Source organism: Rhodococcus sp. Z6_132, assembly GCF_058133635.1.
This window is the reverse complement of sequence record NZ_JBYUNP010000002.1, coordinates 330,942-354,654: the sequence shown is the minus strand read 5'-3', so window position 1 is coordinate 354,654 and position 23,713 is coordinate 330,942. Positions and strand designations below refer to the sequence as shown.

At 71.0% G+C, this 23,713-nt stretch carries 19 protein-coding genes and 2 tRNA genes; 7 read left to right on the top strand and 14 right to left on the bottom strand.

Going from position 1 to position 23,713, the window contains the following annotated elements; genetic code table 11:
* Nucleotides 1–12 precede the first annotated feature (12 nt).
* Genes folC through mobA form a run of 3 tightly spaced genes read right to left on the bottom strand, consistent with a single transcriptional unit; the run spans nucleotide 13 to nucleotide 4,728 of the window.
* On the bottom strand, nucleotides 13–1,407 hold the full coding sequence (gene folC, locus AC3YO9_RS08310; protein WP_127783492.1) for a bifunctional tetrahydrofolate synthase/dihydrofolate synthase: 1,395 nt from the start codon (nucleotides 1,405–1,407) through the stop codon (nucleotides 13–15).
* On the bottom strand, nucleotides 1,404–4,064 hold the full coding sequence (locus tag AC3YO9_RS08305; RefSeq protein ID WP_489982837.1) for a valine--tRNA ligase: 2,661 nt from the start codon (nucleotides 4,062–4,064) through the stop codon (nucleotides 1,404–1,406). Before AC3YO9_RS08305 ends, folC begins: the two co-directional genes overlap by 4 nt.
* Nucleotides 4,065–4,083: 19 nt before the next feature.
* The gene (gene mobA / locus AC3YO9_RS08300) at nucleotides 4,084–4,728 is read right to left on the bottom strand and encodes a molybdenum cofactor guanylyltransferase (RefSeq protein ID WP_489982836.1); all 645 of its coding nucleotides are present in this window, start codon (nucleotides 4,726–4,728) and stop codon (nucleotides 4,084–4,086) included.
* A gap of 56 nt (nucleotides 4,729–4,784) precedes the next feature.
* On the opposite strand from mobA, the gene AC3YO9_RS08295 reads away from it, so the two are divergent.
* The 3 genes from AC3YO9_RS08295 to fdhD are packed head-to-tail and all read left to right on the top strand — an operon-like array spanning nucleotide 4,785 to nucleotide 8,500.
* Nucleotides 4,785–7,139, top strand: a complete 2,355-nt coding sequence (locus AC3YO9_RS08295) for an FdhF/YdeP family oxidoreductase (RefSeq protein ID WP_489982835.1) — start codon at nucleotides 4,785–4,787, stop codon at nucleotides 7,137–7,139.
* Nucleotides 7,140–7,184: 45 nt separating this feature from the next.
* Nucleotides 7,185–7,637, top strand: a complete 453-nt coding sequence (locus AC3YO9_RS08290; RefSeq protein WP_489982834.1) for an HIT family protein — start codon at nucleotides 7,185–7,187, stop codon at nucleotides 7,635–7,637.
* Nucleotides 7,638–7,651: 14 nt separating this feature from the next.
* On the top strand, nucleotides 7,652–8,500 hold the full coding sequence (fdhD, locus tag AC3YO9_RS08285; protein ID WP_489982833.1) for a formate dehydrogenase accessory sulfurtransferase FdhD: 849 nt from the start codon (nucleotides 7,652–7,654) through the stop codon (nucleotides 8,498–8,500).
* A gap of 61 nt (nucleotides 8,501–8,561) precedes the next feature.
* Here the strand turns inward: fdhD and clpX are convergent, their stop codons facing one another.
* The 5 genes from clpX to AC3YO9_RS08260 form a co-directional block, all read right to left on the bottom strand.
* Nucleotides 8,562–9,842 carry an ATP-dependent Clp protease ATP-binding subunit ClpX gene (gene clpX / locus AC3YO9_RS08280; RefSeq protein WP_127783497.1) on the bottom strand — a complete coding sequence of 427 codons (1,281 nt, stop codon included), beginning with the start codon at nucleotides 9,840–9,842 and terminating at the stop codon, nucleotides 8,562–8,564.
* 307 nt (nucleotides 9,843–10,149) lie between these two features.
* A complete protein-coding gene (locus AC3YO9_RS08275; protein ID WP_127783498.1) occupies nucleotides 10,150–10,791 on the bottom strand; it encodes an ATP-dependent Clp protease proteolytic subunit in 642 nt (213 codons plus the stop codon).
* A 52-nt stretch (nucleotides 10,792–10,843) separates the two neighbouring features.
* On the bottom strand, nucleotides 10,844–11,431 hold the full coding sequence (locus tag AC3YO9_RS08270; protein ID WP_127783499.1) for an ATP-dependent Clp protease proteolytic subunit: 588 nt from the start codon (nucleotides 11,429–11,431) through the stop codon (nucleotides 10,844–10,846).
* A gap of 144 nt (nucleotides 11,432–11,575) precedes the next feature.
* A complete protein-coding gene (tig, locus tag AC3YO9_RS08265) occupies nucleotides 11,576–13,021 on the bottom strand; it encodes a trigger factor (protein ID WP_489982832.1) in 1,446 nt (481 codons plus the stop codon).
* Between the two features lie 53 nt (nucleotides 13,022–13,074).
* Nucleotides 13,075–13,151: transfer RNA gene (locus AC3YO9_RS08260), tRNA-Pro, on the bottom strand.
* Nucleotides 13,152–13,241: 90 nt separating this feature from the next.
* Here AC3YO9_RS08260 and AC3YO9_RS08255 point away from each other — a divergent pair.
* Together AC3YO9_RS08255 and AC3YO9_RS08250 are read left to right on the top strand one after the other, a co-directional pair.
* Nucleotides 13,242–13,315 (top strand) — tRNA-Gly (locus tag AC3YO9_RS08255).
* A gap of 156 nt (nucleotides 13,316–13,471) precedes the next feature.
* Entirely contained in the window at nucleotides 13,472–14,167 is a 696-nt protein-coding gene (locus AC3YO9_RS08250; RefSeq protein WP_127783501.1) for an LpqN/LpqT family lipoprotein, read from the top strand.
* An 85-nt stretch (nucleotides 14,168–14,252) separates the two neighbouring features.
* Here AC3YO9_RS08250 and AC3YO9_RS08245 read toward each other — a convergent pair whose 3' ends face one another.
* From AC3YO9_RS08245 to AC3YO9_RS08235, 3 genes are read right to left on the bottom strand one after another with little or no spacing between them, the layout of a single operon-like run.
* Nucleotides 14,253–14,726: a ribose-5-phosphate isomerase gene (locus tag AC3YO9_RS08245; RefSeq protein WP_127783502.1), complete on the bottom strand. Its 474-nt coding sequence runs from the start codon at nucleotides 14,724–14,726 to the stop codon at nucleotides 14,253–14,255.
* Between the two features lie 48 nt (nucleotides 14,727–14,774).
* Nucleotides 14,775–16,214, bottom strand: a complete 1,440-nt coding sequence (locus tag AC3YO9_RS08240; RefSeq protein WP_346773849.1) for an aldehyde dehydrogenase family protein — start codon at nucleotides 16,212–16,214, stop codon at nucleotides 14,775–14,777.
* A gap of 50 nt (nucleotides 16,215–16,264) precedes the next feature.
* Nucleotides 16,265–16,906: a DsbA family oxidoreductase gene (locus tag AC3YO9_RS08235; protein ID WP_489983444.1), complete on the bottom strand. Its 642-nt coding sequence runs from the start codon at nucleotides 16,904–16,906 to the stop codon at nucleotides 16,265–16,267.
* A gap of 215 nt (nucleotides 16,907–17,121) precedes the next feature.
* Between AC3YO9_RS08235 and pepN the strand changes: the two genes are divergently transcribed.
* On the top strand, nucleotides 17,122–19,707 hold the full coding sequence (pepN, locus tag AC3YO9_RS08230; protein ID WP_489982831.1) for an aminopeptidase N: 2,586 nt from the start codon (nucleotides 17,122–17,124) through the stop codon (nucleotides 19,705–19,707).
* Nucleotides 19,708–19,924: 217 nt separating this feature from the next.
* Here pepN and AC3YO9_RS08225 read toward each other — a convergent pair whose 3' ends face one another.
* The 3 genes from AC3YO9_RS08225 to AC3YO9_RS08215 form a co-directional block, all read right to left on the bottom strand.
* Complete coding sequence (locus tag AC3YO9_RS08225; RefSeq protein ID WP_489982830.1) at nucleotides 19,925–20,398, bottom strand: DUF5130 family protein; 474 nt, start codon at nucleotides 20,396–20,398, stop codon at nucleotides 19,925–19,927.
* 7 nt (nucleotides 20,399–20,405) lie between these two features.
* Nucleotides 20,406–20,675, bottom strand: a complete 270-nt coding sequence (gene ctaJ, locus AC3YO9_RS08220; RefSeq protein WP_127783504.1) for an aa3-type cytochrome oxidase subunit CtaJ — start codon at nucleotides 20,673–20,675, stop codon at nucleotides 20,406–20,408.
* Between the two features lie 79 nt (nucleotides 20,676–20,754).
* On the bottom strand, nucleotides 20,755–21,297 hold the full coding sequence (locus AC3YO9_RS08215; RefSeq protein WP_241248911.1) for an HNH endonuclease: 543 nt from the start codon (nucleotides 21,295–21,297) through the stop codon (nucleotides 20,755–20,757).
* Between the two features lie 237 nt (nucleotides 21,298–21,534).
* Between AC3YO9_RS08215 and AC3YO9_RS08210 the strand changes: the two genes are divergently transcribed.
* Nucleotides 21,535–23,688 carry a prolyl oligopeptidase family serine peptidase gene (locus AC3YO9_RS08210; protein ID WP_489982829.1) on the top strand — a complete coding sequence of 718 codons (2,154 nt, stop codon included), beginning with the start codon at nucleotides 21,535–21,537 and terminating at the stop codon, nucleotides 23,686–23,688.
* Nucleotides 23,689–23,713: the final 25 nt, after the last annotated feature.

Sequence of the window (23,713 nt, the reverse complement as noted above, 5' to 3'; positions counted from 1 at the left end):
GCTCGGGGGCGCTCACGCAGGCTCCTTGCCGAGCAGCGTGCGCGCCTCACCCGCGGTGACGACCGATCCGGTGACCACCACGCCGGCGCCGGACACCGACTCCCCCGGCTCAGCCACGTCCTCGGCCATGGCGATCGCCTGCTCCAGCGCGCCGGCCATGTCGTCGGCCACCACCACCCGCTCGTCGCCGAAGCGGGCCACGGCGAACTCGGCCAGCTGCTCCACGTCCATCGCCCGCGGCGAGCTGTTCTGCGTCACCACGATCTCGTCGAGCACCGGCTCCAGCGCGGCCAGCAGCCCGGCCACGTCCTTGTCCTCCAGCACCGACACCACCCCGACGAGCTTGCGGAAGTCGAACTCCTCCGTGAGCGCCGCGGCCAGCGCCTGGGCCCCGTGCGGGTTGTGCGCGGCGTCGATGAACACCGTGGGCGCGCTGCGCACCCGCTCCAGCCGGCCGGGCACGGTGACGGTCGCGAACGCCTCGCGCACCGCCTCCACGTCCAGCTGGCGCTGCGGGCCGGCGCCGAAGAACGCCTCCACCGCGGCCAGCGCGAGCACCGCGTTGCGCGCCTGGTGGGCTCCGTGCAGCGGCAGGAAGATCTCGTCGTACACCCCGCCCAGGCCCTGCAGCTGCAGCTGCTGCCCGCCGACGGCCACCTGCCGGCCGAGCACGGCGAACTCCGAGCCCTCCCTGGCGACGGCGACGTCGACCTGCACGCAGCGGCGCAGGATTACTTCCTGCACCTCCGGCTGCTGCTCGGCCATGATCACGGTGCAGCCGGGCTTGATGATCCCGGCCTTGTTCTCGGCGATTTCGCTGAGGTCGGTGCCCAGGTACTCGCTGTGGTCCATGGCGATCGGGGTGATCACCGCGACCTGCGTGTTGAGCACGTTGGTGGAGTCCCAGGTGCCGCCCAGGCCCACCTCGACCACGGCGACATCCACCGGGGCGTCGGCGAAGGCGGAGAACCCCATCGCGGTGAGCACCTCGAACTTGCTCATCGCCGGCCCGCCGGCGGCGGTGGAGCGCTCGTCCACCATGGCCACGAAGGGCTCGACGTCGGCGAAGGTGCTCACGTAGCGCTCCGGGCTGACCGGCTCGTTGTCCACGCTGATCCGCTCGGTGGCCAGCTGCAGGTGCGGACTGGTGTAGCGCCCCGTGCGCAGCTGCAGCCGGGTGAACAGCGCGTCCACCATGCGGGTGACCGAGGACTTGCCGTTGGTCCCGGCGACGTGCACGGCCGGATAGCTCAGCTGCGGGGAGCCGAGGATGTCCAGCAGCGCGTTGATGCGGGTCAGCGACGGCTCGATCTTGGTCTCCGGCCAGCGCTCGTTGAGCCGCGCCTCCACCGCGGCCAGCGCGGCGAGCTCGTCGCGACCGGGACGCGCCCCCTCCGAGGTGCTCACTGTGCCGCCAGCGCGCTGAGGCGGGCGTTGATGCGCTCCACCTCGGCCTGGGCGGTGGCCTGGCGAGCCTTCATCTTCTCGACCACCTGCGGCGGGGCCTTGCTGGTGAAGGACTCGTTCGCCAGCTTGGCCGTGGTGCCGGCGAGCTCCTTCTCGTTCACCGCCAGGTCCTTCTCCAGCCGGCGCCGCTCGGCGGCGACGTCCACGGTGCCGGAGGTGTCCAGCTCCACCACCACGGTGGCCGCGTGCAGGCGCACCTCGATGGATGCGGTGGCGGCGAAGTCAGCCTCGGGCTCGGTGAGCCGGGCCAGGGAGGTGACCTGCCCGGACAGCCCGGTGAGGTCGGCGGTGTCCAGGCCGGAGATGCGGGCGGCAACCCGGCGCGACGGCGCCACGCCCTGGTCGGCCCGGAAGCGGCGCACCTCGGTGATCAGCTTCTGCGCGTCGGCGACCCGCTGGGCGGCAGCATCGTCGGGCACCACACCGGTGGCGGTGGGCCACGCCGCGACGACCAGGGACTCCCCGCCGGTGAGCACGGTCCACAGCGTCTCGGTGACGAAGGGCATCACCGGGTGCAGCAGGCGCAGCAGCACGTCCAGGACGTGGCCGAGCACTGCCCGGGTGCCTGCCGCGGTGGCCTCGTCAGCCAGCTGGGCCTTGGCCAGCTCCAGGTACCAGTCGCACACCTCGTCCCAGGCGAAGTGGAACAGGGTCTCGCAGGCGCGGCCGAACTCGAAACGGTCGAAGCAGCCGTCCACCTCGGTGACCACCGCGTCCAGGCGGTCCAGGATCCAGCGGTCGGGGTCGGTCAGCGCCTCCCGCGCCGGCAGCGCACCCACGGTGGCCTGGTTCATCAGCGCCAGCTTGGTGGCGTTGAACAGCTTGGTGGCGAAGCGGCGGGAGGCCTCGGCGTGCTCGTCACCCACGGACAGGTCGGCGCCGGGGTTGGCTCCGCGGGTGAGGGTGAAGCGCAGCGCGTCGGCGCCGTAGCGGTCCACCCAGTCCAGCGGGTCGATGCCGTTGCCGCGGCTCTTGGACATCTTCTTGCCCTCGGCGTCGCGCAGCAGCCCGTGCAGGAAGACGTCGTGGAAGGGCACCGAGTCGGCGGCGGCGCGCCCGTCGCCCTCGGCGGCGTAGAGGCCGAACATCATCATCCGGGCGACCCAGAAGAAGAGGATGTCGTAGCCGGTGACCAGCACGCTGGTGGGGTAGAACTTCGCCAGCTCGTCGGTCTGCTCCGGCCAGCCCATGGTGGAGAACGGCCACAGGCCCGAGGAGAACCAGGTGTCCAGCACGTCCGGGTCCTGGGTCCAGCCCTCGCCGGTGGGCGCGTCCTCGTCGGGGCCGACGCAGACCACCTCGCCGTTGGGGCCGTAGAAGATCGGGATGCGGTGGCCCCACCACAGCTGGCGGGAGATGCACCAGTCGTGCATGTGGTCCACCCAGGCGAACCAGCGCGGCTCCAGGCTCTCTGGGTGGATGGTGGTGCGCCCGTCGCGCACGGCGTCGCCGGCGGACTTGGCCAGCTTGTCCACCGCCACGAACCACTGCAGGCTCAGCCGCGGCTCGATGGGCTCCCCGGTGCGCTCGCTGTGCCCGACGCTGTGCACGTAGGGGCGCTTCTCGGCCACCACCCGGCCCTGCTCGGCCAGCGCCTCGCGCACGGCCACGCGCGCCTCGAAGCGGTCCATCCCGTCGAACTGGGTTCCGGTGCCGGTGATGCGCCCGGACTCGTCCATGATCGACGGCATCGGCAGGTCGTGCCGCTTGCCCATCTCGAAGTCGTTGGGGTCGTGCGCCGGGGTGATCTTGACCGCGCCGGTGCCGAACTCCGGGTCCACGTAGGAGTCGGCGATCACCGGGATCCGTCGCCCGGTGAAGGGGTGCTCCAGGGTGGTGCCGATCAGCGCGGCGTAGCGCTCGTCGTCGGGGTGCACGGCCACCGCGGTGTCACCGAGCATGGTCTCCACCCGGGTGGTGGCCACGACGACGTGCGGCTCGTCGTCGCGCAGCGAGCCGTAGCGCAGCGAGACCAGCTCGCCCTCCACGTCGGAGTAGCTGACCTCGATGTCGCTGATGGCGCTCTGCAGCTTGGGCGACCAGTTGACCAGCCGCTCCGCGCGGTAGATCAGGCCGTCGTCGAAGAGCCGCTTGAAGATGGTCTGCACGGCGCGGGACAGGCCCTCGTCCATGGTGAACCGCTCGCGGGACCAGTCCACGCCGTCACCCAGGCGGCGCATCTGGGCGCCGATGCTGCCGCCGGAGGTGTGCTTCCACTCCCAGACCTTCTCCAGGAAGGCCTCCCGGCCCAGCTCGTGCCGGCTGGTGCCCTGCGCGGTGAGCTGCTTCTCCACCACGGTCTGGGTGGCGATGCCGGCGTGGTCCATGCCCGGCAGCCACAGCACCTCGTAGCCCTGCATCCGCTTGCGGCGGGTGAGGGCGTCCATCACCGCGTGCTCCATGGCGTGGCCCATGTGCAGGCTGCCGGTGACGTTGGGCGGGGGCAGGACGATGGAGAACGGCGGCTTGTCGCTGGTCGCGTCGGCGGTGAAGTACCCGGCGTCCACCCAGCGCTGGTACAGCGCGTCCTCTACCTCGGCCGGCTCCCACTTGTCGGGGAGCTGGGCAGGTGCAGGGGTGTTCTCGGGCGGGGTCACCCGGCAAGTCTAGGAAACGTCAGCAGCGCCGATCACCGGGCCGGTGCCGCTGCCGCGCGGCGGCCAGCTCGGCCGGGGTGTTCACGTTCAGCAGCGAGTCCAGCTCCGGGTCGGCGGCGGCCAGCGCGGGGTCGGCCAGCAGCTCGGCACGGGTGATGCGGCGCACCCGGCAGCGCGCACCCAGCGCCCGCACCCGCCGCTCCCCCGCCGCCAGCAGCTCCGCGGCCGGCCCGGCCAGCGCGGTGGCGTAGGCCGCCGCCAGCGGGTGCTCGTGGTCGGCGTCCACCGGCATCACCACGTCCGGGCGCGGCTCCGCCTCCGGGCCGCGGGCGGCGAGCACGGCGGCCACCAGCGCGGGGTGCAGCAGCGGCATGTCGGTGGCGCAGACGAAGGCGGTCTCCGCGCCCAGCTCCCCCGCCCGGGCCAGGCCGGTGGCCAGGCCCTGCAGCGGGCCCTGGTCGGCCACCGCGTCGTGCACCACCTCCGCGCCGGTCACCGTGAGCAGCTGCCCGGGGGCGGCGACCACCAGCACCCGGTCACCGTGGTGGCCGAGCACGTCCACGGTGCGCTGCAGCAGGGTGGCGCCGTCCCACTCCAGGGCAGCCTTGGGCGAGCCCATCCGGCGAGACCTCCCCCCGGCCAGCACCACTCCGCACACACCCACCAGCGCAGGCTAAGCCTCGTGTGTCGCGGGGGACTCACGTGGCGCACTATGGGGCCATGGCGCACGAGATCGAGATCGACAGCACCGGTGGGCACAAGCGATACCGCGGCAAGGTCAGGCGGCCCGACATCGACGAGAGCAGCCTCAAGGTCACCAAGCCGGAGAAGTCGGCCGCGGGCGTTCCCGCCGTCCTTGTCGCCGCCCAGCGCGGACTCAAGCTGATGGGCGCGGACCGCACCGCCCGCACCTGGCTGCGAATCAACCAGCGCAACGGCTTCGACTGTCCCAGCTGTGCGTGGCCGGAGCCTGCCGACGGCCGCAAGACCTTCGAGTTCTGCGAGAACGGCGCCAAGGCGGTGGCCGACGACGCCACCACCCGCACCGTCACGCCGGAGTTCTTCGCCCAGCACTCCATCGACGAGCTGAACAGCAAGAGCAGCTACTGGCTCAACCTGCAGGGCCGGCTGACCCACCCGATGGTGGTGCGTCCGGGCGGAACGCACTACGAGCCGATCAGCTGGGACGACGCCATCGCCCTGGTTGCCGACGAGCTCAACGGGTTGGCCAGCCCGGACGAGGCGCTGTTCTACACCTCCGGCCGGGCCAGCAACGAGTCCGCCTTCGTCTTCCAGCTGCTGGCCCGCAGCTTCGGCACCAACAACCTGCCGGACTGCTCCAACATGTGCCACGAGTCCTCGGGCCACGCGCTCACCGAGTCCATCGGCATCGGCAAGGGCACCGTCACCATCCTGGACGTCCAGGAGGCCGACCTCATCATCATCGCCGGCCAGAACCCCGGCACCAACCACCCGCGCATGCTCAGCTTCCTGGAGGAGGCCAAGCACAACGGCGCCAAGATCGTGGCCATCAACCCGCTGCTGGAGGCGGGGCTGCGCCGCTTCCACGACCCGCAGTCGGTCAGCGGGGTTCTGGGCAACGGCACCAAGCTGGCCGACGAGTACCTGCAGATCAAGCTCGGCGGCGACATGGTCCTTTTCCGCGCCCTGGCCAAGATGCTGCTGCAGGCCGAGGAGGACAACCCCGGCAGCGTCGTCGACCGCACCTTCATCGACACCAAGTCCGCTGGCTTCGAGGAGTGGGCGCAGGCCGCCCGCGACCTCGACCTGGGCATCGTCGAGGAGGCCACCGGCCTCAAGCTGGCCGACATCGAGAAGGTCGCCGCCCTGATGGCGAGCTCCCAGCGCACGGTGCTGTGCTGGGCCATGGGGCTGACCCAGCACCGGGCCGGCGTGGCCACCATCCAGGAGGGCACCAACCTCATGCTCATGCGGGGCATGATCGGCAAGCCCGGTGCCGGCCTGTGCCCCGTCCGCGGCCACTCCAACGTGCAGGGCGACCGCACGATGGGCATCTGGGAGCAGATGCCCGAGGGGTTCCTGGCGGCGCTGGACACCGAGTTCGGCATCACCTGCCCCCGCCCGCACGGCGTGGACACGGTCGGCGCGATGCACGCGATGAAGGAGGGCAGGGCCAAGGTGTTCATCAGCCTGGGCGGCAACTTCGCCTCGGCCACCTCCGACACCGACTACACCGAGGAGGGCCTGCGCCAGTGCTCCCTGACGGTGCAGATCTCCACCAAGCTCAACCGCAGCCACCTGGCCCACGGGCGCACCGCCCTGATCCTGCCCTGCCTGAGCCGCACCGACCGCGACATCCAGAACGGGCGCAAGCAGAAGGTGTCGGTGGAGGACTCCATGTCCATGGTGCACCTGTCCCGGGGGAACCTGAAGCCGGTGAGCGAGGACCTGCTCAGCGAGATCGTCATCATGGGGCGCCTGGCCCTGGCCACCCTGGGCACCGACCACCCAGTGCCGTGGCGGGCGTTCATGAAGAACTACGACACCATCCGCGACTCCATCGCCCGGGTGGTGGGCGGCTGCGAGGACTACAACCAGCGGGTGCGCCAGCCCGACGGCTTCATGCTCCCCAACCCGCCGCGGGACGGTCAGGACTTCACCGACACCGACAACGGCAAGGCCAACTTCGTCACCAACGAGCTGGAGTGGGTCAAGGTCCCGCCGGGCCGCGTCGTCCTGCAGTCGCTGCGCAGCCACGACCAGTTCAACAGCACCATCTACGGGCTGGACGACCGCTACCGGGGCATCGACAACGCCCGCAAGGTGGTGATGGTCAACCCCCAGGACATCACCGAGCTCGGCCTCACCGACGGTGCGGTGGTGAACATCATCTCCGAGTACACCGGCAAGGACGGGGTGCTGCAGGAGCGCCGCGCGGAGGGCTACCGGGTGGTCTCCTACGACACCCCGAAGGGCAACGCCGCGGGCTACTACCCGGAGACCAACGTGCTCTACCCCGTCCACGACGTGGCGAAGAAGTCCAACACCCCGGTCTCCAAGGCCGTGGTGGTGCGACTCGAGCCGGTCGGCTGATCCGCCCCCGCGCCGGTCGACCGCGGGGGTGTCTAGGCTCGGTGGATGGCCACCCTCTTCACCCGCATCCTCAACGGGGAGCTGCCCGGTCGCTTCGTCTGGCGTGACGACGTGTGCGGGGTCTTCCTGACCATCAACCCGCTCGCTCCGGGTCATGTGCTGGTGGTGCCCCGGGTGGAGGTCGACCACTGGATCGACCTGCCCGCCGAGGTCGCCGCCCATCTCTGGGACGTCAGCCAGAAGGTCGGGCAGGCCCAGCAGCAGGCGTTCTCCCCGTCCAAGGTCGCCGTCCTGGTGGTGGGTGAGGAGGTACCGCACACCCACATCCACCTGGTGCCCTACCACCAGCTGTCCCAGGTCAACTTCGCCAACGCCGACCCTGACCCCAGCCCGGAGAGCCTGGACGCCGCCGCCGACAAGCTTCGGGCGGCGCTGCGCGAGGCCGGGCACCCCGAGGCTGGGCCTACCGAAGCTGGGCCTACCGAAGCAACGAGCTGAGCGGAGTCTTCACCATGGGTCGCGTCACCACCCGACGTCCGGTTCGCCGCATCACCGCCGACGGGGAGCGCCGGCGACCGGACTCCCTCGCCGTCGAGGAACCGATGGAGCTGCGCGTGGGGGGCCGCGCCCTGGCCGTCACCATGCGCACCCCGGGCAGCGACATCGAGCTGGTGCACGGCTTCCTGCTCACCGAGGGCGTCATCGGCGACCGGGAGGACGTCAGCATCGCCCGCTACTGCAACGGCGTGGACGACGAGGGCCGCAACACCTACAACGTGATCGACGTGGAGCTGGCGCCCGGCGTGGCCCCGCCCGAGGCCGGCGTGGAGCGCAACTTCTACACCACCTCCTCGTGCGGGGTGTGCGGCAAGGCGTCCCTGGACGCGGTGCGGCTGAAGAGCCGCTACTCCCCCGCCGCCGACCCGGTGTCGGTCAGCACCTCCGTGCTGGCCACCCTGCCGGACCAGCTCCGCGCCGCGCAGAAGGTCTTCGACACCACCGGGGGGCTGCACGCGGCCGGGTTGTTCACCGCCGACGGTGAGCTGCTGGCCGTGCGCGAGGACGTGGGCCGGCACAACGCGGTGGACAAGGTGATCGGCTGGGCGGTGCAGTCTGGCCGGGTGCCGCTGAGCGGCTGCGTGCTGATGGTCAGCGGGCGCGCGTCCTTCGAGCTGGTGCAGAAGGCGGTGATGGCCGGCATCCCCGTGCTGGCCGCAGTCTCCGCGCCGTCGTCGCTGGCGGTGGAGCTGGCCGCCGAGACGGGCATGACGGTGATCGGCTTCCTGCGTGGGACGAGCATGAACGTCTACACCGACGCTGCGAAGGCCCGCGTGGTGGTGCCGGAGCACAGCACGGCCTGAACACGCCGCCAGGCCCGTCCCCGTGGTGGTGGGGGCCGGACCTGGCGGTCAGCGCAGCGGATCAGGCGGACTTGTCGCGGCGCTCGGCCCGGGTCGGCTTGCGCGGCACGATGGTGGGAAGCACGTTGTTGCGGACCACGTCCTCGGTGATGACCACCTTGGCCACGTCGTCGCGGCTGGGGATGTCGAACATGATCGGCAGCAGCACCTCCTCCATGATGGCGCGCAGCCCACGGGCCCCGGTGCCGCGGAGGATGGCCTGGTCGGCGATGGCCTCCAGGGCCTCCTCCTCGAACTCCAGCTCCACGTTGTCCATCTCGAAGAGCCGCTTGTACTGCTTGACCATCGCGTTCTTGGGCTCGCGCAGGATGGTCACCAGCGACTGCTTGTCCAGGTTGGTGACGCTGGCCAGCACGGGCAGCCGACCGATGAACTCCGGGATGAGCCCGAACTTGATCAGGTCCTCGGGCATCACGTCGGCGAAGCGGTCCACGGTGTCGGTCTCGATCTTGGAGTGCACCTCGGCGCCGAAGCCCAGGCCACGCTTGCCCACTCGGTCGGACACGATCCGGTCGAGCCCGGCGAAGGCGCCGGCCACGATGAACAGCACGTTGGTGGTGTCGATCTGGATGAACTCCTGGTGCGGGTGCTTGCGGCCCCCCTGCGGCGGCACGCTGGCCTGGGTGCCCTCCAGGATCTTCAGCAGCGCCTGCTGCACTCCCTCGCCGGAGACGTCCCTGGTGATCGAGGGGTTCTCGCTCTTGCGGGCGATCTTGTCGACCTCGTCGATGTAGATGATGCCCGTCTCGGCGCGCTTGACGTCGTAGTCGGCGGCCTGGATGAGCTTGAGGAGGATGTTCTCCACGTCCTCGCCCACGTAGCCCGCCTCGGTGAGCGCGGTGGCGTCGGCGATGGCGAAGGGGACGTTGAGCATCTTGGCCAACGTCTGCGCCAGGTAGGTCTTGCCACAGCCGGTGGGCCCCAGCAGCAGGATGTTGGACTTGGCCAGCTCGATGGACTCCTCGCGCGGGTCGCGCAGCTTGTCCCCGGCCTGGATGCGCTTGTAGTGGTTGTAGACCGCCACCGCCAGCGTCCGCTTGGCCTTGTCCTGACCGATGACGTACTTCTCCAGGAAGTCGCGGATCTCGTTGGGCTTGGGCAGCTCCTCGAGCTTGACCTCACCGGTCTCGGCGAGCTCTTCCTCGATGATCTCGTTGCACAGGTCGATGCACTCGTCGCAGATGTACACGCCCGGACCAGCGATCAGCTTCTTGACCTGCTTCTGGCTCTTCCCACAGAAGGAGCACTTCAGCAGATCTCCACCGTCTCCGATGCGTGCCATACCTGTCGCCCTCTACTTCCGTGTGCGGATGACGCCTTCGAGCTCAACGACTTCGAAATCAACGCGTGCCCGACCCGAGCCCGTAACCGCTGCGGGACAGGACTTCCGCTGCTCCGCCGGTACCGGCGTCGTCGCTGCCCGTTCCTGATGACGTTACCCGTGGATCCCGACGAGCTCGCCGGTGAACGCCGAGCGCGGACTCGGTGTGTGCCGCCGGGTGCCGCGCCGGGCTACAGCGTGCCTGTCCGGTTCGCCGCTCGAGCGCAGGCTGGCTCGAGCGGCGTGTCGGACAGGCACGCCGAGCTGGTCAGGACTGGGCCGACAGCTTCCGGTACGGCAGCACCTGGTCGATGATGCCGTAGGCCTTGGCCTCCTCGGCGGTGAGGATCTTGTCGCGCTCGATGTCCGTGCGCACCTGGTCAGCCTCGCGGCCGGTGTGCTTGGCCAGGGTGCTCTCCAGCAGGCGCCGCATGCGCTGGATCTCCGCGGCCTGGATGGCGAGGTCGGAGACCTGGCCGTAGACACCCTCGGTGGCCGGCTGGTGGATGAGCACCCGGGCGTTGGGCAGCGCCAGGCGCTTGCCAGGGGTGCCCGCGGCGAGCAGCACCGCAGCGGCCGAGGCGGCCTGGCCCAGGCAGACGGTCTGGATGTCGGCCCGCACGTACTGCATGGTGTCGTAGATCGCCATCAGCGAGGTGAACGAGCCACCGGGTGAGTTGATGTAGATGGTGATGTCGCGGTCGGGGTCGTCGGACTCCAGGCACAGCAGCTGCGCCATGATGTCGTTGGCCGAGGCGTCGTCCACCTGCACCCCGAGGAAGATGATGCGCTCCTCGAAGAGCTTGTTGTAGGGGTTGGACTCCTTCATGCCGTAGCTGGTCCGCTCGACGAACGAGGGCAGCACGTAGCGGGAGCTCGGCATCTGCATGCCGTTCGGGAAGCTGGTCATCGTGTCTCCATCAGGTTCGGGTCAGCCGGGACTGGGGGTGAGGTCGGACCGGCTACGCGCTGCCGGTTCCGCCGACCTGCGCGGCCCGGCTGATGACGTGGTCGACGAACCCGTACTCCAGTGCCTCCTGGGCAGTGAACCAGCGGTCCCGGTCGGAGTCCTTCTCGATCTGCTCCACGGTCTGCCCGGTGAACTGGGCCTGCAGCTCGTTCATCTCACGCTTGGTGTGCTCGAACTGCTCGGCCTGGATGGCGATGTCGGTGGCGGAGCCGCCGATGCCGGCCGAGGGCTGGTGCATCATGATCCGCGCGTGCGGCAGGACGAAGCGCTTGCCCTTGGTGCCGGCGGCGAGCAGGAACTGGCCCATCGAGGCGGCCAGGCCCATGCCGTAGGTGGCGACGTCGCACTCGGCGAACTGCATGGTGTCGAACATCGCCATGCCCGCGGTCACCGAGCCGCCGGGAGAGTTGATGTACAGGGAGATGTCGCGGGTGGGGTCCTCCGCCGAGAGCAGCAGGATCTGGGCGCAGACGCGGTTGGCGATCTCGTCGTCGACCTGGGTGCCCAGGAAGATGATGCGCTCCTGCAGCAGACGCTCGAATACCGAGTCGCTGAGGTTCAGTCCTGTGGTTCCTGCCATCTGAGGGTTCTGCGGCGTCGGGTTCTGCGGCGTCACGAGCGGGCCTGCCTTCCGGTGTGTGTTGAGCTTGTCTCTGACCCTAACGAACACGGGCGGCACCGGAGTCCCGGTACCGCCCGTGTTCGCTGTGAGCGTCAGTCGTTCTTACTTGTCGGCGTCAGACTTCTCGGCGTCGGCCTCGTCGGTCACGGCCTCCGCAGCGGCGTCCTCGGTGCCCGCCTCAGCGTCGGCGTCCTCAGCGTCGGTGTCCTCAGCGTCGGCGTCCTCAGCCTTGCGGCCGAGCAGCTCGTCGAGGTCGATGGCGTTGCCCGCGGTGTCGGTGACGGTGGCCTGGGCCACGACCCCGGCCAGCGCCTTGCCGCGGCGGACGTCGGCGAAGATCGCGCCGAGCTGGTTGGCCTGCTGCGCCTGCTGGATGTACTCCTCGGGGCTGACCCCGAAGCGCTGCGCCTGGTAGACGATGCGCTCGGTCAGCTCCTCGTTGCCCACCGTGGTGCCCTCGGCCTCCGCGATGGCGTCCAGCAGCAGCTGGGTCTTGACCGACTCCTCGGCCTCCTTGCGCGACTCCGCGTCGAACTCCTCGCGGCTGCTGCCCTGCGCCACCAGCGCGGCGGCCAGCTTGTCCTCGTCGTGGTCGAAGGGGTGCACCGCGTCGTGCAGGCGGGACTCCACCTCGGCCTCCACCACTGCCTCGGGCACCGGGATCTCGGTGACCTCCAGCAGCGCCTCGAGCACCTTGTCGCGAGCGGCGGTGGCCTGCTCGACCTTCTTCACCCGGGTGAGGCGCTCGCGCAGGTCGGCGAGCAGCTCGTCCATGGTGTCGAACTCGCTGGCCATCTGGGCGAACTCGTCGTCGGCCTCAGGCAGCTCGCGCTCCTTGACGTTGTTGATCACCGCAGTGACCACCGCGTCCCGGCCGGCGAACTCCCCCGCCAGCAGGGCGGTGGTGAAGTCCGCGCTCTCGCCGGCGGACTTGCCGATCAGCGCCTCGTCGATGCCGTCGATGAGCTCGCCGGAGCCGACCTCGTAGGACATGCCGGTGGTGGAGGCCTCGGGGACGTCCTCACCGTCCACGGTGGCCGACAGGTCGATGCTGACGAAGTCGCCGTCCTGGACGGGACGCTCGACGCCGGTGAGGGTGCCGAAGCGGGCCCGCAGCGAGTGCAGCTGCTCGTCGACCTCCTCGTCGGTGATCTCGATGGGGTCGACGGTGACGGAGAGCTCGCCGAAGGCGGGGATGGTGATGTCCGGGCGGACGTCGACCTCTGCGGTGAAGGCGACCTCCTGGCCGTCCTCCAGCTTGGTCACCTCGATCTCGGGCTGACCCAGCGGCCGGATGTCGGCGTTGGTGATCGCCTCGGAGTACTTGTTCGGCAGGGCGGCGTTGATGACCTGCTCCAGCACGGCACCTCGGCCGACGCGGGCCTCCAGCAGGCGCGCGGGGGCCTTGCCGGGGCGGAACCCGGGCAGGCGGATCTGCTGGGCGAGGGTCTTGTACGCGGCGTCAAAGTCGGGTTTGAGCTCCTCGAAGGGCACCTCGACGTTGATGCGCACCCTTGTAGGGCTCAGCTGCTCGACGGTGCTCTTCACAGACATGCTCCTCAGGTAATACGTGAGTTCGGCAAATTGACCCAGGATGAACCTGGTCGGGGTGACAGGATTTGAACCTGCGACCCTCCGCTCCCAAAGCGGATGCGCTACCAAGCTGCGCCACACCCCGTCGTGACGATCCTACTGGGCCGTTAGGTAGCATCTGACACCGCACACGAAGAGCCGGTAGCTGAAGGGCCACCGGCAGGCGCGGGTGCACGCGGGCGTAGCTCAATGGTAGAGCCTCAGTCTTCCAAACTGATTACGCGGGTTCGATTCCCGTCGCCCGCTCCACGGTGCCAGTCGAGCACCCACGAGCGACCACCTCTCCCGCGCCCGCCGCGGCGGGCAGCCTGTGGCACAACACCTCTCGGTCGCAGCGCCGCTGAGCCACCGCCGTATTGTCGGCGGGTGCGCCTGATCCGGGCGCGTCGTGACGAAAGGTGAACCATGTCCACCCGAATGAAGACCGCGCTGGCGCTGGCGACGGTGGGCATCGCGCTCGCCGCCGGCTGCAGCTCCGAGGAGTCTGGCGCCGCCCAGGCCGACCCGGCCGCCACCACCTCCGCCGCCGCCTCCAGCAGCACCGCGTCCTCATCGACCTCCAGCGCGCCCACGTCGACCACCACGTCGGCCGCGCCCACTCCCGCGCCCGGCTCGGTGACGCTGACCAGCCCGGACCCCCGCGCCCCCAAGCTGACGGTGACTCCGCCGGCCGGCTGGACCCAGTCCACCGAGAAGATCTCCGAGAGCCCGGACCTGATCGGCGCCTTCCTCGTCAACGACGCCCGGGCCAACGACTTCACCCCGAACACCACCATCGTGATCAGCAACATCACCGGCAAGGCCGGCTCCAAGGAGGAGGCGCTGGCCCTGGACAAGAAGACCCTGAGCACCCAGCTGGCCGGCTACGTGGAGACCGGCACCAAGCCCCTCACCGTGAGCGGCAGCCCCGGCCAGCGCATCACCGGCCAGTGGACCAGCCCGCAGGTGGGCTCGCCGCTGCTGGTGACCGTCACCTCGGTGGCCGTCAACAACGACGAGGGCCTCTTCCTGGTGGACCTGGTCTCGCAGAGCACCCAGACCCTCGCCCCCGGCTGGGAGCAGGCAGTGCAGAGCTTCCACGAGAGCCTCGTCATCAGCTGACGAGCACCCGGCTACGAGAGCGGCCCCGGACACCGTTGCAGGTGTCCGGGGCCGCTCTGTCTTCGCTGTTCAGGTGGGCCGGTGCTCAGGCCTCGGGCAGTGCCGGCGGTGTGCCGGTGCGCTCGTACTCGGCCAGGATGTCGATGCGACGCTGGTGCCGCTCGTCACCGGAGAACGGCGTCTGCAGGAACGCGTCCACGATGGCCAGCGCCTCCTCCAGGCTGTGCATCCGACCGCCGATGCCGATCACCTGCGCGTTGTTGTGCTGGCGGGCCAGCTGCGCGGTCTCCACGCTCCACGCCAGCGCCGCACGGCAGCCGGGCACCTTGTTCGCGGCGATCTGCTCACCGTTGCCCGACCCGCCGAGCACCAGCCCGAGGCTGCCCGGGTCGTCCACCACCCGCTGGGCGGCGGCGATGCAGAAGGCCGGGTAGTCGTCCACGGCGTCGTAGGTGTGCGCACCCACGTCGACCGGGTCGTGTCCCGCCTCCTGCAAGTGCTGGACGATCTGTGCTTTGAGCTCGAAGCCGGCATGGTCGGCACCCAGGTAGACGCGCATGGCCCCAGTGTCCCAGGTTGTGGCACGCGCGTCGTGCCTGGGTGAGCGTCAGCGCTGGATGGACTTGACCTCGCAGAACTCCTCCAGGCCAAAGCGGCCCAGCTCGCGGCCGTTGCCCGACTGGCCGTAGCCGCCGAACGGGGCCAGCAGGTTGAACGACCCGCCGTTGACGTCGACCTGCCCGGTGCGCATCCGCTTGGCGAACTCCACCCCGGACTCGGTGTCGCCGGCGAACACCGCACCGGCCAGGCCGTACACGGTGGAGTTGGCGATCTCCGCCGCCTCGTCCAGGTCCTGGTAGGGCATCACCGACAGCACCGGGCCGAAGATCTCCTCCTGGGCGATGCGCATGTCCGGGCGGACGTCGGCGAAGATCGTGGGCTGCACGTAGGCGCCGTCGGTGGGCAGGTCCGCGCCCGCCTGCGGGCCGCCGTAGGCGACGGTCGCCCCCTCGGCCACCCCGACGTCCAGGTAGGAGCGGACCTTCTCCTGCTGCGCCGCCGAGGACATCGGGCCGATGCGGGTGGCGGGGTCGGACGGGTCGCCCACCTGGTAGGCCGCCGCGGCCTCGCGCAGCAGGTCCAGCATCTCCTGCTGGCGCTCGGCGGGCACCAGCATGCGGGTCCAGGCGGTGCAGGTCTGGCCCCCGTTGATCCAGCCGTTGCCCAGCCCACGCTGGGCAGCGACGGCGAAGTCGGCGTCGGGCAGCACCACGCAGGCCGACTTCCCGCCCAGCTCCAGCGCCACCCGCTTGACGGTGTCGGCAGCGCCGATGCTCACCTTCTTGCCCGCGGCGGTGGAGCCGGTGAAGGAGACCATGTCGATGTCGGGGTGGCGGGAGATGGCCTCCCCCACCACCTCACCGGTGCCGTGCACCAGGTTGAGGGCGCCGGCCGGCAGCCCCGCCTGCTCGGCGATCTCGACCAGGATGCCCGCGCTGAGCGGGGCCACCTCGCTGGGCTTGAGCACCACCGTGTTGCCCGCCAGCAGCGCGGGCGCCACCTTGGCGACCACCTGGTGCAGGGGGTAGTTCCACGGGGTGATCGCCCCGACCACCCCGATCGGCTCGCGCAGCACCAGCGAGTTGCCGATCTCCTCCGACCACGGGAACGACTCCGCGACGTCGGCGAAGACGCCGGCGTTGATCCCGGGCATGGACGCCTGCACCGCGGTGGCGAAGCCGATGGGCGAGCCCATCTCCGCGGAGATGGTGGCCGCGATCTCGTCCCTGCGGGCGGCGATGCCCTCGGAGATCCGCCGCACCACGGCCGCCCGCTCGGCCACCGGCACCTGCGACCAGCTGGCGAAGACCCGACGGGCGGCGCGGACCGCGTCGTCGACGTCGGTGGCGGTGCCGGCCGGGACCGTGGCGAGCAGCTCGCCGGTGGCCGGGTTGGTCACCTCGATGCGCTCACCGGAGCCGGCGCGGCGCTCGCCGTCGATGACGTGGTCGGTGCAGGAGGTGGTGGGTGCGGGGGCTGTGGTCACGGCGGATCTCCTCGGGGTGGGACGTGGGCGGGCGGCGTGCGGGCGGGCGGTCAGTCGAACTCGGGGTCCTCGTGCCGGGTGCGCTTGAGCTCGAAGAAGTGCGGGTAGCCGGCCAGCAGCACCGAGCCGTCCCAGACCTTGCCGGCGTCCTCCCCGCGCGGGATGCGGGAGAGCACGGGGCCGAAGAAGGCCACCCCGTTGATGTGGATGATCGGGGTGCCCACGTCGTCGCCCACCGGCTCCACGCCGGCGCGGTGGCTGGCGCGCAGCGCGTCGTCGTGGGCGTCGGACTCGGCCGCCTTGGCCAGCTCGGCGGGCAGGCCCACCTCCGCCAGCGCCTCCGGGACCACCACGGAGAAGTCCTTGTTGCCCTGGTCGTGGATGCGGGTGCCCATCGCGGTGTACAGCGGGCTCAGCACCTCGTCGCCGTGGTCGGCGGCGGCGGCGATCGCGACCCGGACCGGCCCCCACGCCTTGGCCATCGCCTCGCGGTACTCCTCGGGCAGGTCCTTGCCCTCGTTGAGCACGCCCAGGCTCATCACGTGGAAGCGGACGGTGACGTCGCGGACCTGCTCCACCTCGAGGATCCAGCGGGAGGTGATCCAGCACCAGGGGCACAGCGGGTCGAACCAGAAGTCCACCCGGTCCTTGCTGTCCTGCTGTGCCGCGCGGTCGGCGTCCTGCGCCGCCACTGCCGTCGTGCTGCCGTCACTCACGTCGAGACCTCCTGATGTCTGTGGTGCTCTTCACACCCTGCCACGCGCAACAACGGTGAGCCCTGGCGCCTTCCCGCAGGGTGGGCTTCCGCTCGTCGCTGGCGCCGGGCGCCACGGCCAGGCAGCGCCGGCGAGCGGGGTCATGATGGGATGGAACAGCTCTGTCGTACACACGAAGAAGGTGCTGATCCGTGACCGCTCCCAACCTCACCCGCGAGCAGGCTGCACAGCGCGCTGCCGTCCTGACCGTGCTCGGCTACCGCGTCGAGCTGGACCTCACCGACGACAGCGGTGGACCTGGTGCCGGCACGTTCGCCTCCTCCAGCACCGTCCACTTCGACGCGACGCCGGGAGCGAGCACCTTCGTCGACATCATGGCCGAGCGGGTGCACCGGGCCGTGCTCAACGGCACCGAGCTGGACGTCAGCGACTACGACGAGGAGAAGGGCATCACCCTGCCCGCCCTCGCCGAGCACAACGAGCTGACCGTGGTGGCCGACTGCGTCTACTCCCACACCGGCGAGGGTCTGCACCGCTTCGTCGACCCCACCGACGACGCGGTGTACCTCTACAGCCAGTTCGAGACCGCCGACGCCAAGCGGATGTTCGCCTGCTTCGACCAGCCCGACCTCAAGGCCACCTTCGACCTGACGGTCACCGCACCGGCCAGCTGGGAGGTGCTGTCCAACGGCGCCGCCGAGAAGGTGGAGCAGGTCGCCAGCGGGGCGCGCCGCCACGTGTTCGCCACCACCCCGCGGATGAGCACCTACCTGGCCGCCCTGGTCGCCGGCCCCTACGCCAAGTGGACCGACACCTACGCCGACGCCCACGGCGAGATCCCCCTGGGCCTGTACTGCCGCGCCTCCCTGGCCGAGCACATGGACGCCGAGCGGCTGTTCACCGAGACCAAGCAGGGCTTCGAGTTCTACCACCAGAACTTCGGCCTGCCCTACGCCTTCGGCAAGTACGACCAGTGCTTCGTCCCAGAGTTCAACGCCGGGGCGATGGAGAACGCCGGCTGCGTCACCTTCCTGGAGGACTACGTCTTCCGCAGCAAGGTGACCGCCGCCTCCTACGAGCGCCGGTGCGAGACGGTGCTGCACGAGATGGCGCACATGTGGTTCGGCGACCTGGTGACCATGCGCTGGTGGGACGACCTGTGGCTCAACGAGTCCTTCGCCACCTTCGCCTCGGTGCTGGCCCAGACCTCCAACACCGAGTACACCAACGCCTGGACCACCTTCGCCAACGTGGAGAAGAGCTGGGCCTACCGCCAGGACCAGCTGCCCTCCACCCACCCCATCGCCGCGGACATCCCGGACATGGCGGCCGTGGAGGTCAACTTCGACGGCATCACCTACGCCAAGGGCGCCAGCGTGCTCAAGCAGCTGGTGGCCTACGTGGGCCAGGAGCCGTTCCTGGCGGGGCTGCGCGCCTACTTCGCCGAGCACGCCTACGGCAACGCCACCTTCGACGACCTGCTGCACGCGCTGGAGGAGGCCTCCGGTCGCGACCTCTCCGAGTGGGGTGCCCAGTGGCTGAAGACCACCGGGCTGAACACCCTGCGCGCCGACATCGCTGCCGACGAGCACGGGAAGATCACCTCCTTCGCCGTGGTGCAGGGCCCGGCCAGCCCCGGTGCCGGTGAGCGCCGCGTGCACCGGCTGGCCGTCGGCATCTACGACGACGCCGCCGACGGCTCGCTGGTGCGCACCCACCGGGTGGAGCTGGACGTCTCCGGCGAGCGCACCGAGGTGCCGGAGCTGGTGGGCGTGCACCGGGGCAAGCTGGTGCTGGTCAACGACGACGACCTCACCTACTGCGCGCTGCGCCTGGACGCCGACTCCCTGACCACCCTCATCGACCGCATCGGCGACGTCGCCGAGCCGCTGCCGCGCACGCTGTGCTGGTCGGCGGCGTGGGAGATGACCCGCGAGGCCGAGCTGAAGGCCCGCGACTTCGTGGCGCTGGTGAGCTCCGGGGTGGAGCGCGAGACCGAGATCGGGGTGGTGCAGCGGCTGCTGCTGCAGGCGCAGAGCGCGCTGGCCCACTACGCCGACCCCGCCTGGGCGGCCGAGCAGGGTTGGCCGGCGTTCACCGACCGGCTGCTGGAGCTGGCGCAGGGGTCCGCTCCGGGTTCGGACCACCAGCTGGTGTTCACCTCGGCGCTGGCCTCGTCGGTGCTGTCCGAGCGCCACCGCGACGTGCTGCGCCAGCTGCTGGCCGGCGACGTCGACGGCGCCGGGCTGACCGGGCTGGAGGTGGACACCGACCTGCGCTGGTCGCTGGTGCAGGGACTGGCCGCGGCCGGCGACCTGGACGGAGACGGGCTGGAGACGCCGCAGATCGACGCCGAGGTGCGGCGCGACCCGACCTCGGCCGGCGAGCGGCAGGGGGCGCGGGCGGCGGCGCTGCGGCCGCAGGCGGCGGCCAAGGAGCGCGCCTGGGGCCAGGCCGTGCACCAGGACGAGCTCTCGCACACCCTGGGCCGGGCCATCATCTCCGGCTTCGGCCACCCGGCGCAGGCGCAGCTGCTGCAGCCGTACGTGCGTCGCTACTTCGCCGAGGTGGCCGACGTGTGGGCCCGCCGCTCCAGCGAGCGGGCGCAGGCCGTGGTGGTGGGCCTGTTCCCGGCGTGGTCGGTGCGCCAGTCCACGGTGGAGGCTGCCGACGCGTTCCTCGCCGGTGAGCACCCGCCGGCGCTGGTCCGCCTGGTCAGCGAGGGCCGTGCCGGAGTGGTGCGCGCGCTCAAGGCACAGGAGTTCGACGCCAGCTGAGCGCCCTCGGTGGGGTCGTTCCGGGCCCTTGTCGTCCTCTTCTGGCCCGGCCAGGGGCGACAAGGGCCCGGAGCGCCCTGGCGGGCGCGGGGGCAGGTCGGTCGCTGGTTGCTGCGCCGGCTCCGCGGGCCGTGCCTCCCCCGAAACGCCTTCAGGGCCCGCAACGCCCTCTGGAGTGTCCAGAAGGGGCGTTGAGGGCCCTGAAGGCCGGAGAAAGCTAGTGGTGCGAGGCGCTCGTGCTGGCGCCGGGACCGGCCTGGTCGGCCAGCATGCGCAGCCCGGCGAGGATGCCGCCGATCAGGTCGCCGTCGCGGAACGAGGCCACCATGGCCATCACCGCGAGGCGGGCGGCACGGTCGGAGACCCGCCGCTGCGCGCGCTCGCTGGTGACCACCTCGACCACGCGCTCGCCTGGAGAGACCGCGATGAGCACTGCGTCGGGGCTGCCGGTGCTGACCAGCAGCTCCTCGGCCCGGGCGCGGGTGTCCGCACCGAGCGGGCCCAGGTAGACGCTGAAGTCGATGCCGGTGGCGCGGGTGCAGAAGGTCAGCGCCTCGTCCACCTGCGACAGCTGCTTGGTGCTGAAGGGGAGCGGCTCGTCCTGCTGCCACACGTCCCTGGCGACGGAGAACCGTCCGGTCTCCATCAGGGCCACGCCGCGGTCGAGCTGCTCGCCGCCGCGAACGCTCACTGCTGCTTCACCAGGTGCCACGAGCTCCTCCTCCTACAACGCCAGCGGCGGCGTGTGCGCCTTCCCGCTGTCCCAGCTCCGGCAGGTCGTGGTGCGTGTCCCCCTCAACCCCCGCGGGGTTGGCTGACCACCACATCGGTGCGAAGTCCCAGCTCTCGCCGGACTTGTACCGCGGTGCCTTGTTGCGCGTGTTCGGCACCATGGTGAGCAGGGCGAAGAGGACGAGCACCCCCACCGGGATCCCTACGTAGATGAGCACAGTCTCCGCGATCGTCACACCGATGACGTTAGCCGAGAGGCGGCGCCCGTGGGCACGCGGGTCGAGCCGTGTCGTGCGGTGACCGGCCGGGGTGGCGTCACGCCGCGGGCTCCCCCAGGTACTGCAGCCAGGTGGGGTCGATCTCCTTGGTGGAGGCCAGCAGCCGCCAGTGCACTCCCTTCGGCGGGGTGAGGTCGTGGCGCAGCACCCAGCCGAGCTCGCTGAGCAGCCGCGCGGCCTTGCGGTGGTTGCAGGAGGCGCAGCAGGCCACGCAGTTCTCCCAGCTGTGCGCGCCGCCGCGGCTGCGGGGCACCACGTGGTCGATGGTCTCGGCCTTGGCGCCGCAGTAGGCGCACCGGAACCGGTCGCGGTGCATCAGCGCGGCTCGGGTCATCGGGATCCGCGCACGGTAGGGCACTCGCACGTAGGTGCGCAGCCGGATCACGGAGGGCACCTGCACCGACGCCCCGGCCGAGTGCAGCACCAGCCCCGCGGGGTCGTCGTCGACCACCACCGCCTTGCCACACACCACCAGCACCACCGCTCGGCGCATCGGCACGGCCGTGAGGGGTTCGTAGGTGGCGTTGAGCAGCAGCACGCGGCGGCGCACCCAGGCCGGCACGGCGTCCTCGTCCAGCACCGGAGGCGGACCGTCGACGGAGGCGCAGGGGCCGGCGGCGAGATGCGCACCCGAGGCGGCCTGGTGCGGCGCCCGACCGCGCCGGGCGCCAGAGCCTCTGCGATGTCCGTCGGCCAAGAGCGCACCTCCCCTGGAGATGGTGACAGTCGACCACGTTTGACCACCGCGTGCACGCCTTCCTTGCCCGGTCGCGCCCAGGCGTCCGGCCAGCCAGCGGCGGGCGCCTAGGGTTCGTGGGTGACCACCTCTGTCTCCAGCTATCCGTCCGCCGAGCGGCTGCCCCTCGTCGACGACCTGCACGGTCACCTCGTGGCCGACCCCTACCGCTGGCTGGAGGAGCGCGACGACCCGCGCACCGTCGCCTTCCAGCAGGAGCAGAACGCGTTGTCCGCAGCGACGCTCGCCGAGGCGCCCGGTCGCGCGGCGCTGGCCGCCCAGCTGCACCGGCTGATCGACGTGGGCTCGGTGTCCGCCCCGGCCTGGCGGGCGAACCGGCAGTTCTTCCTCCGCCGCCAGCCCGGCCAGGAGCACTCCGTGCTGCTGGTCCGTGAGCCCGACGGCAGCGAGCGGGTGCTGCTGGACCCCATCGCGCTGGACGCCAGCGGCAAGACCACCCTCGACTCCTGGGTGCCCAGCCGCGAGGGCACCCGGCTGGCCTACCAGCTCTCGGTGGGCGGCAACGAGGAGTCGCTGCTGCACGTGCTGGACGTGGACACCGGCGCGCTGCTGGACGGCCCCATCGACCGCTGCCGCTACTCCCCCGTGGCCTGGCTGCCCGGCGGGGAGGAGCTCTTCTACGTGCGTCGGCTGGCGCCGGCCGAGGTGCCCGCCGACGAGGCGATGTTCCACCGCCGGGTGCGCCGCCACCGGGTGGGGACCGACCCCGACAGCGACGAGCTGGTCACCGGCGCGGGGATGTACGACGACCTGACCTTCTACTTCGGCTGCCGGGTCAGCGCCGACGGCGCCTGGCTGGTGGTGGACGCCTCGCCGGGCACCGCCCCGCGCGACTCGGTGTGGATCGCCGACCTCGCCGCAGGCACCGCACCCACCCCGGTGCTCACCCAGGACGACGCCGTCCGGTGCACCGCCTGGGTGGAGTGCCCGCCCGAGGGCCCCGCCCGGCTGTTCCTGCTCACCACCGACGGCGCGCCGCGCTTCCGGCTCTGCGCCGCCGACCCGCACGCCCCCACGCGGGAGCACTGGCAGGAGCTGGTGGCGGAGGAGCCCGACTCCGTGCTGGAAGGGGTGCGGCTGCTGCGCGCGGGCTCGCGCCTGGTGCTGGCCCGCTCCCGACACGCCGTCGGCGAGCTGCACCTGCACGAGGCGGATGGCAGCTACCTGCGCCAGCTGCCGGTGCCCGGTACCGGATCGCTGACCGGGCTGAGCGTGGCCGACGCCCACACCGCTGGTCACGACAGCGACATCTGGATCGGCTACACCGACTTCACCACCCCCTCGCAGGTGCACCGCATCCGGGTGAGCGACAGCGACGGGAAGATCAACGGGGTGAGCGACAGCGACGGGACGGACGCCGCCACGCTGGTGGAGGCGGCTCCTGGCGCGGTGGACCTGCCGGAGCTGTCCGTGCAGCAGGTGCAGTACCGCTCCACCGACGGCGAGACCATCCGCATGTTCCTGGTGAGCGCCGCGCCGCTGCCCGACCGGCCCCGTCCCACCCTGCTCACCGGCTACGGCGGCTTCTCCCTCAGCCGGGAGCCCGGCTACGCGGCGTCTGCGCTGACCTGGGTGCAGGCCGGTGGCGTGTGGGCGCTGCCGTCGCTGCGCGGTGGCGGCGAGGAGGGCGAGGACTGGCACCGCGCTGGGATGCGGGCGCACAAGCAGAACGTGTTCAACGACTTCCACTGCGCGGCCGAGCACCTCGTCGCCGAGGGCTGGACCACCCCCGCCCAGCTGGCCATCATGGGCGGCTCCAACGGGGGGCTGCTGGTGGGCGCGGCGCTCACCCAGCGCCCGGACCTCTACCGCGCCGTGGTCTGCTCCGCACCGCTGCTGGACATGGTGCGCTACGAGCTGTTCTCCCTGGGCCGCACCTGGAACGACGAGTACGGCACCGCCGCCGACCCGGAGGAGCTGGGCTGGCTGCTGGGCTACTCGCCCTACCACCACGTGCGGGAGGGCACGGCCTACCCGGCCACGCTGTTCACCGTGTTCGCCTCCGACAGCCGGGTGGACCCGGTGCACGCCGAGAAGATGTGCGCGGCTCTGCAGCACGCCACCGCCGCGCCGTTCGACGTCGCGCCGATCCTGCTGCGCACCGAGCTCGACGTGGGCCACGGCGCCCGCTCCCTGAGCCGCACGGTGACGCTCGCCACAGACCAGCTGGCATTCCTCGCCCAGCACACTGACCTGCGGCTGGACGCCGACTGAGCCGGCTGGACCCCAGCGGCGCCCG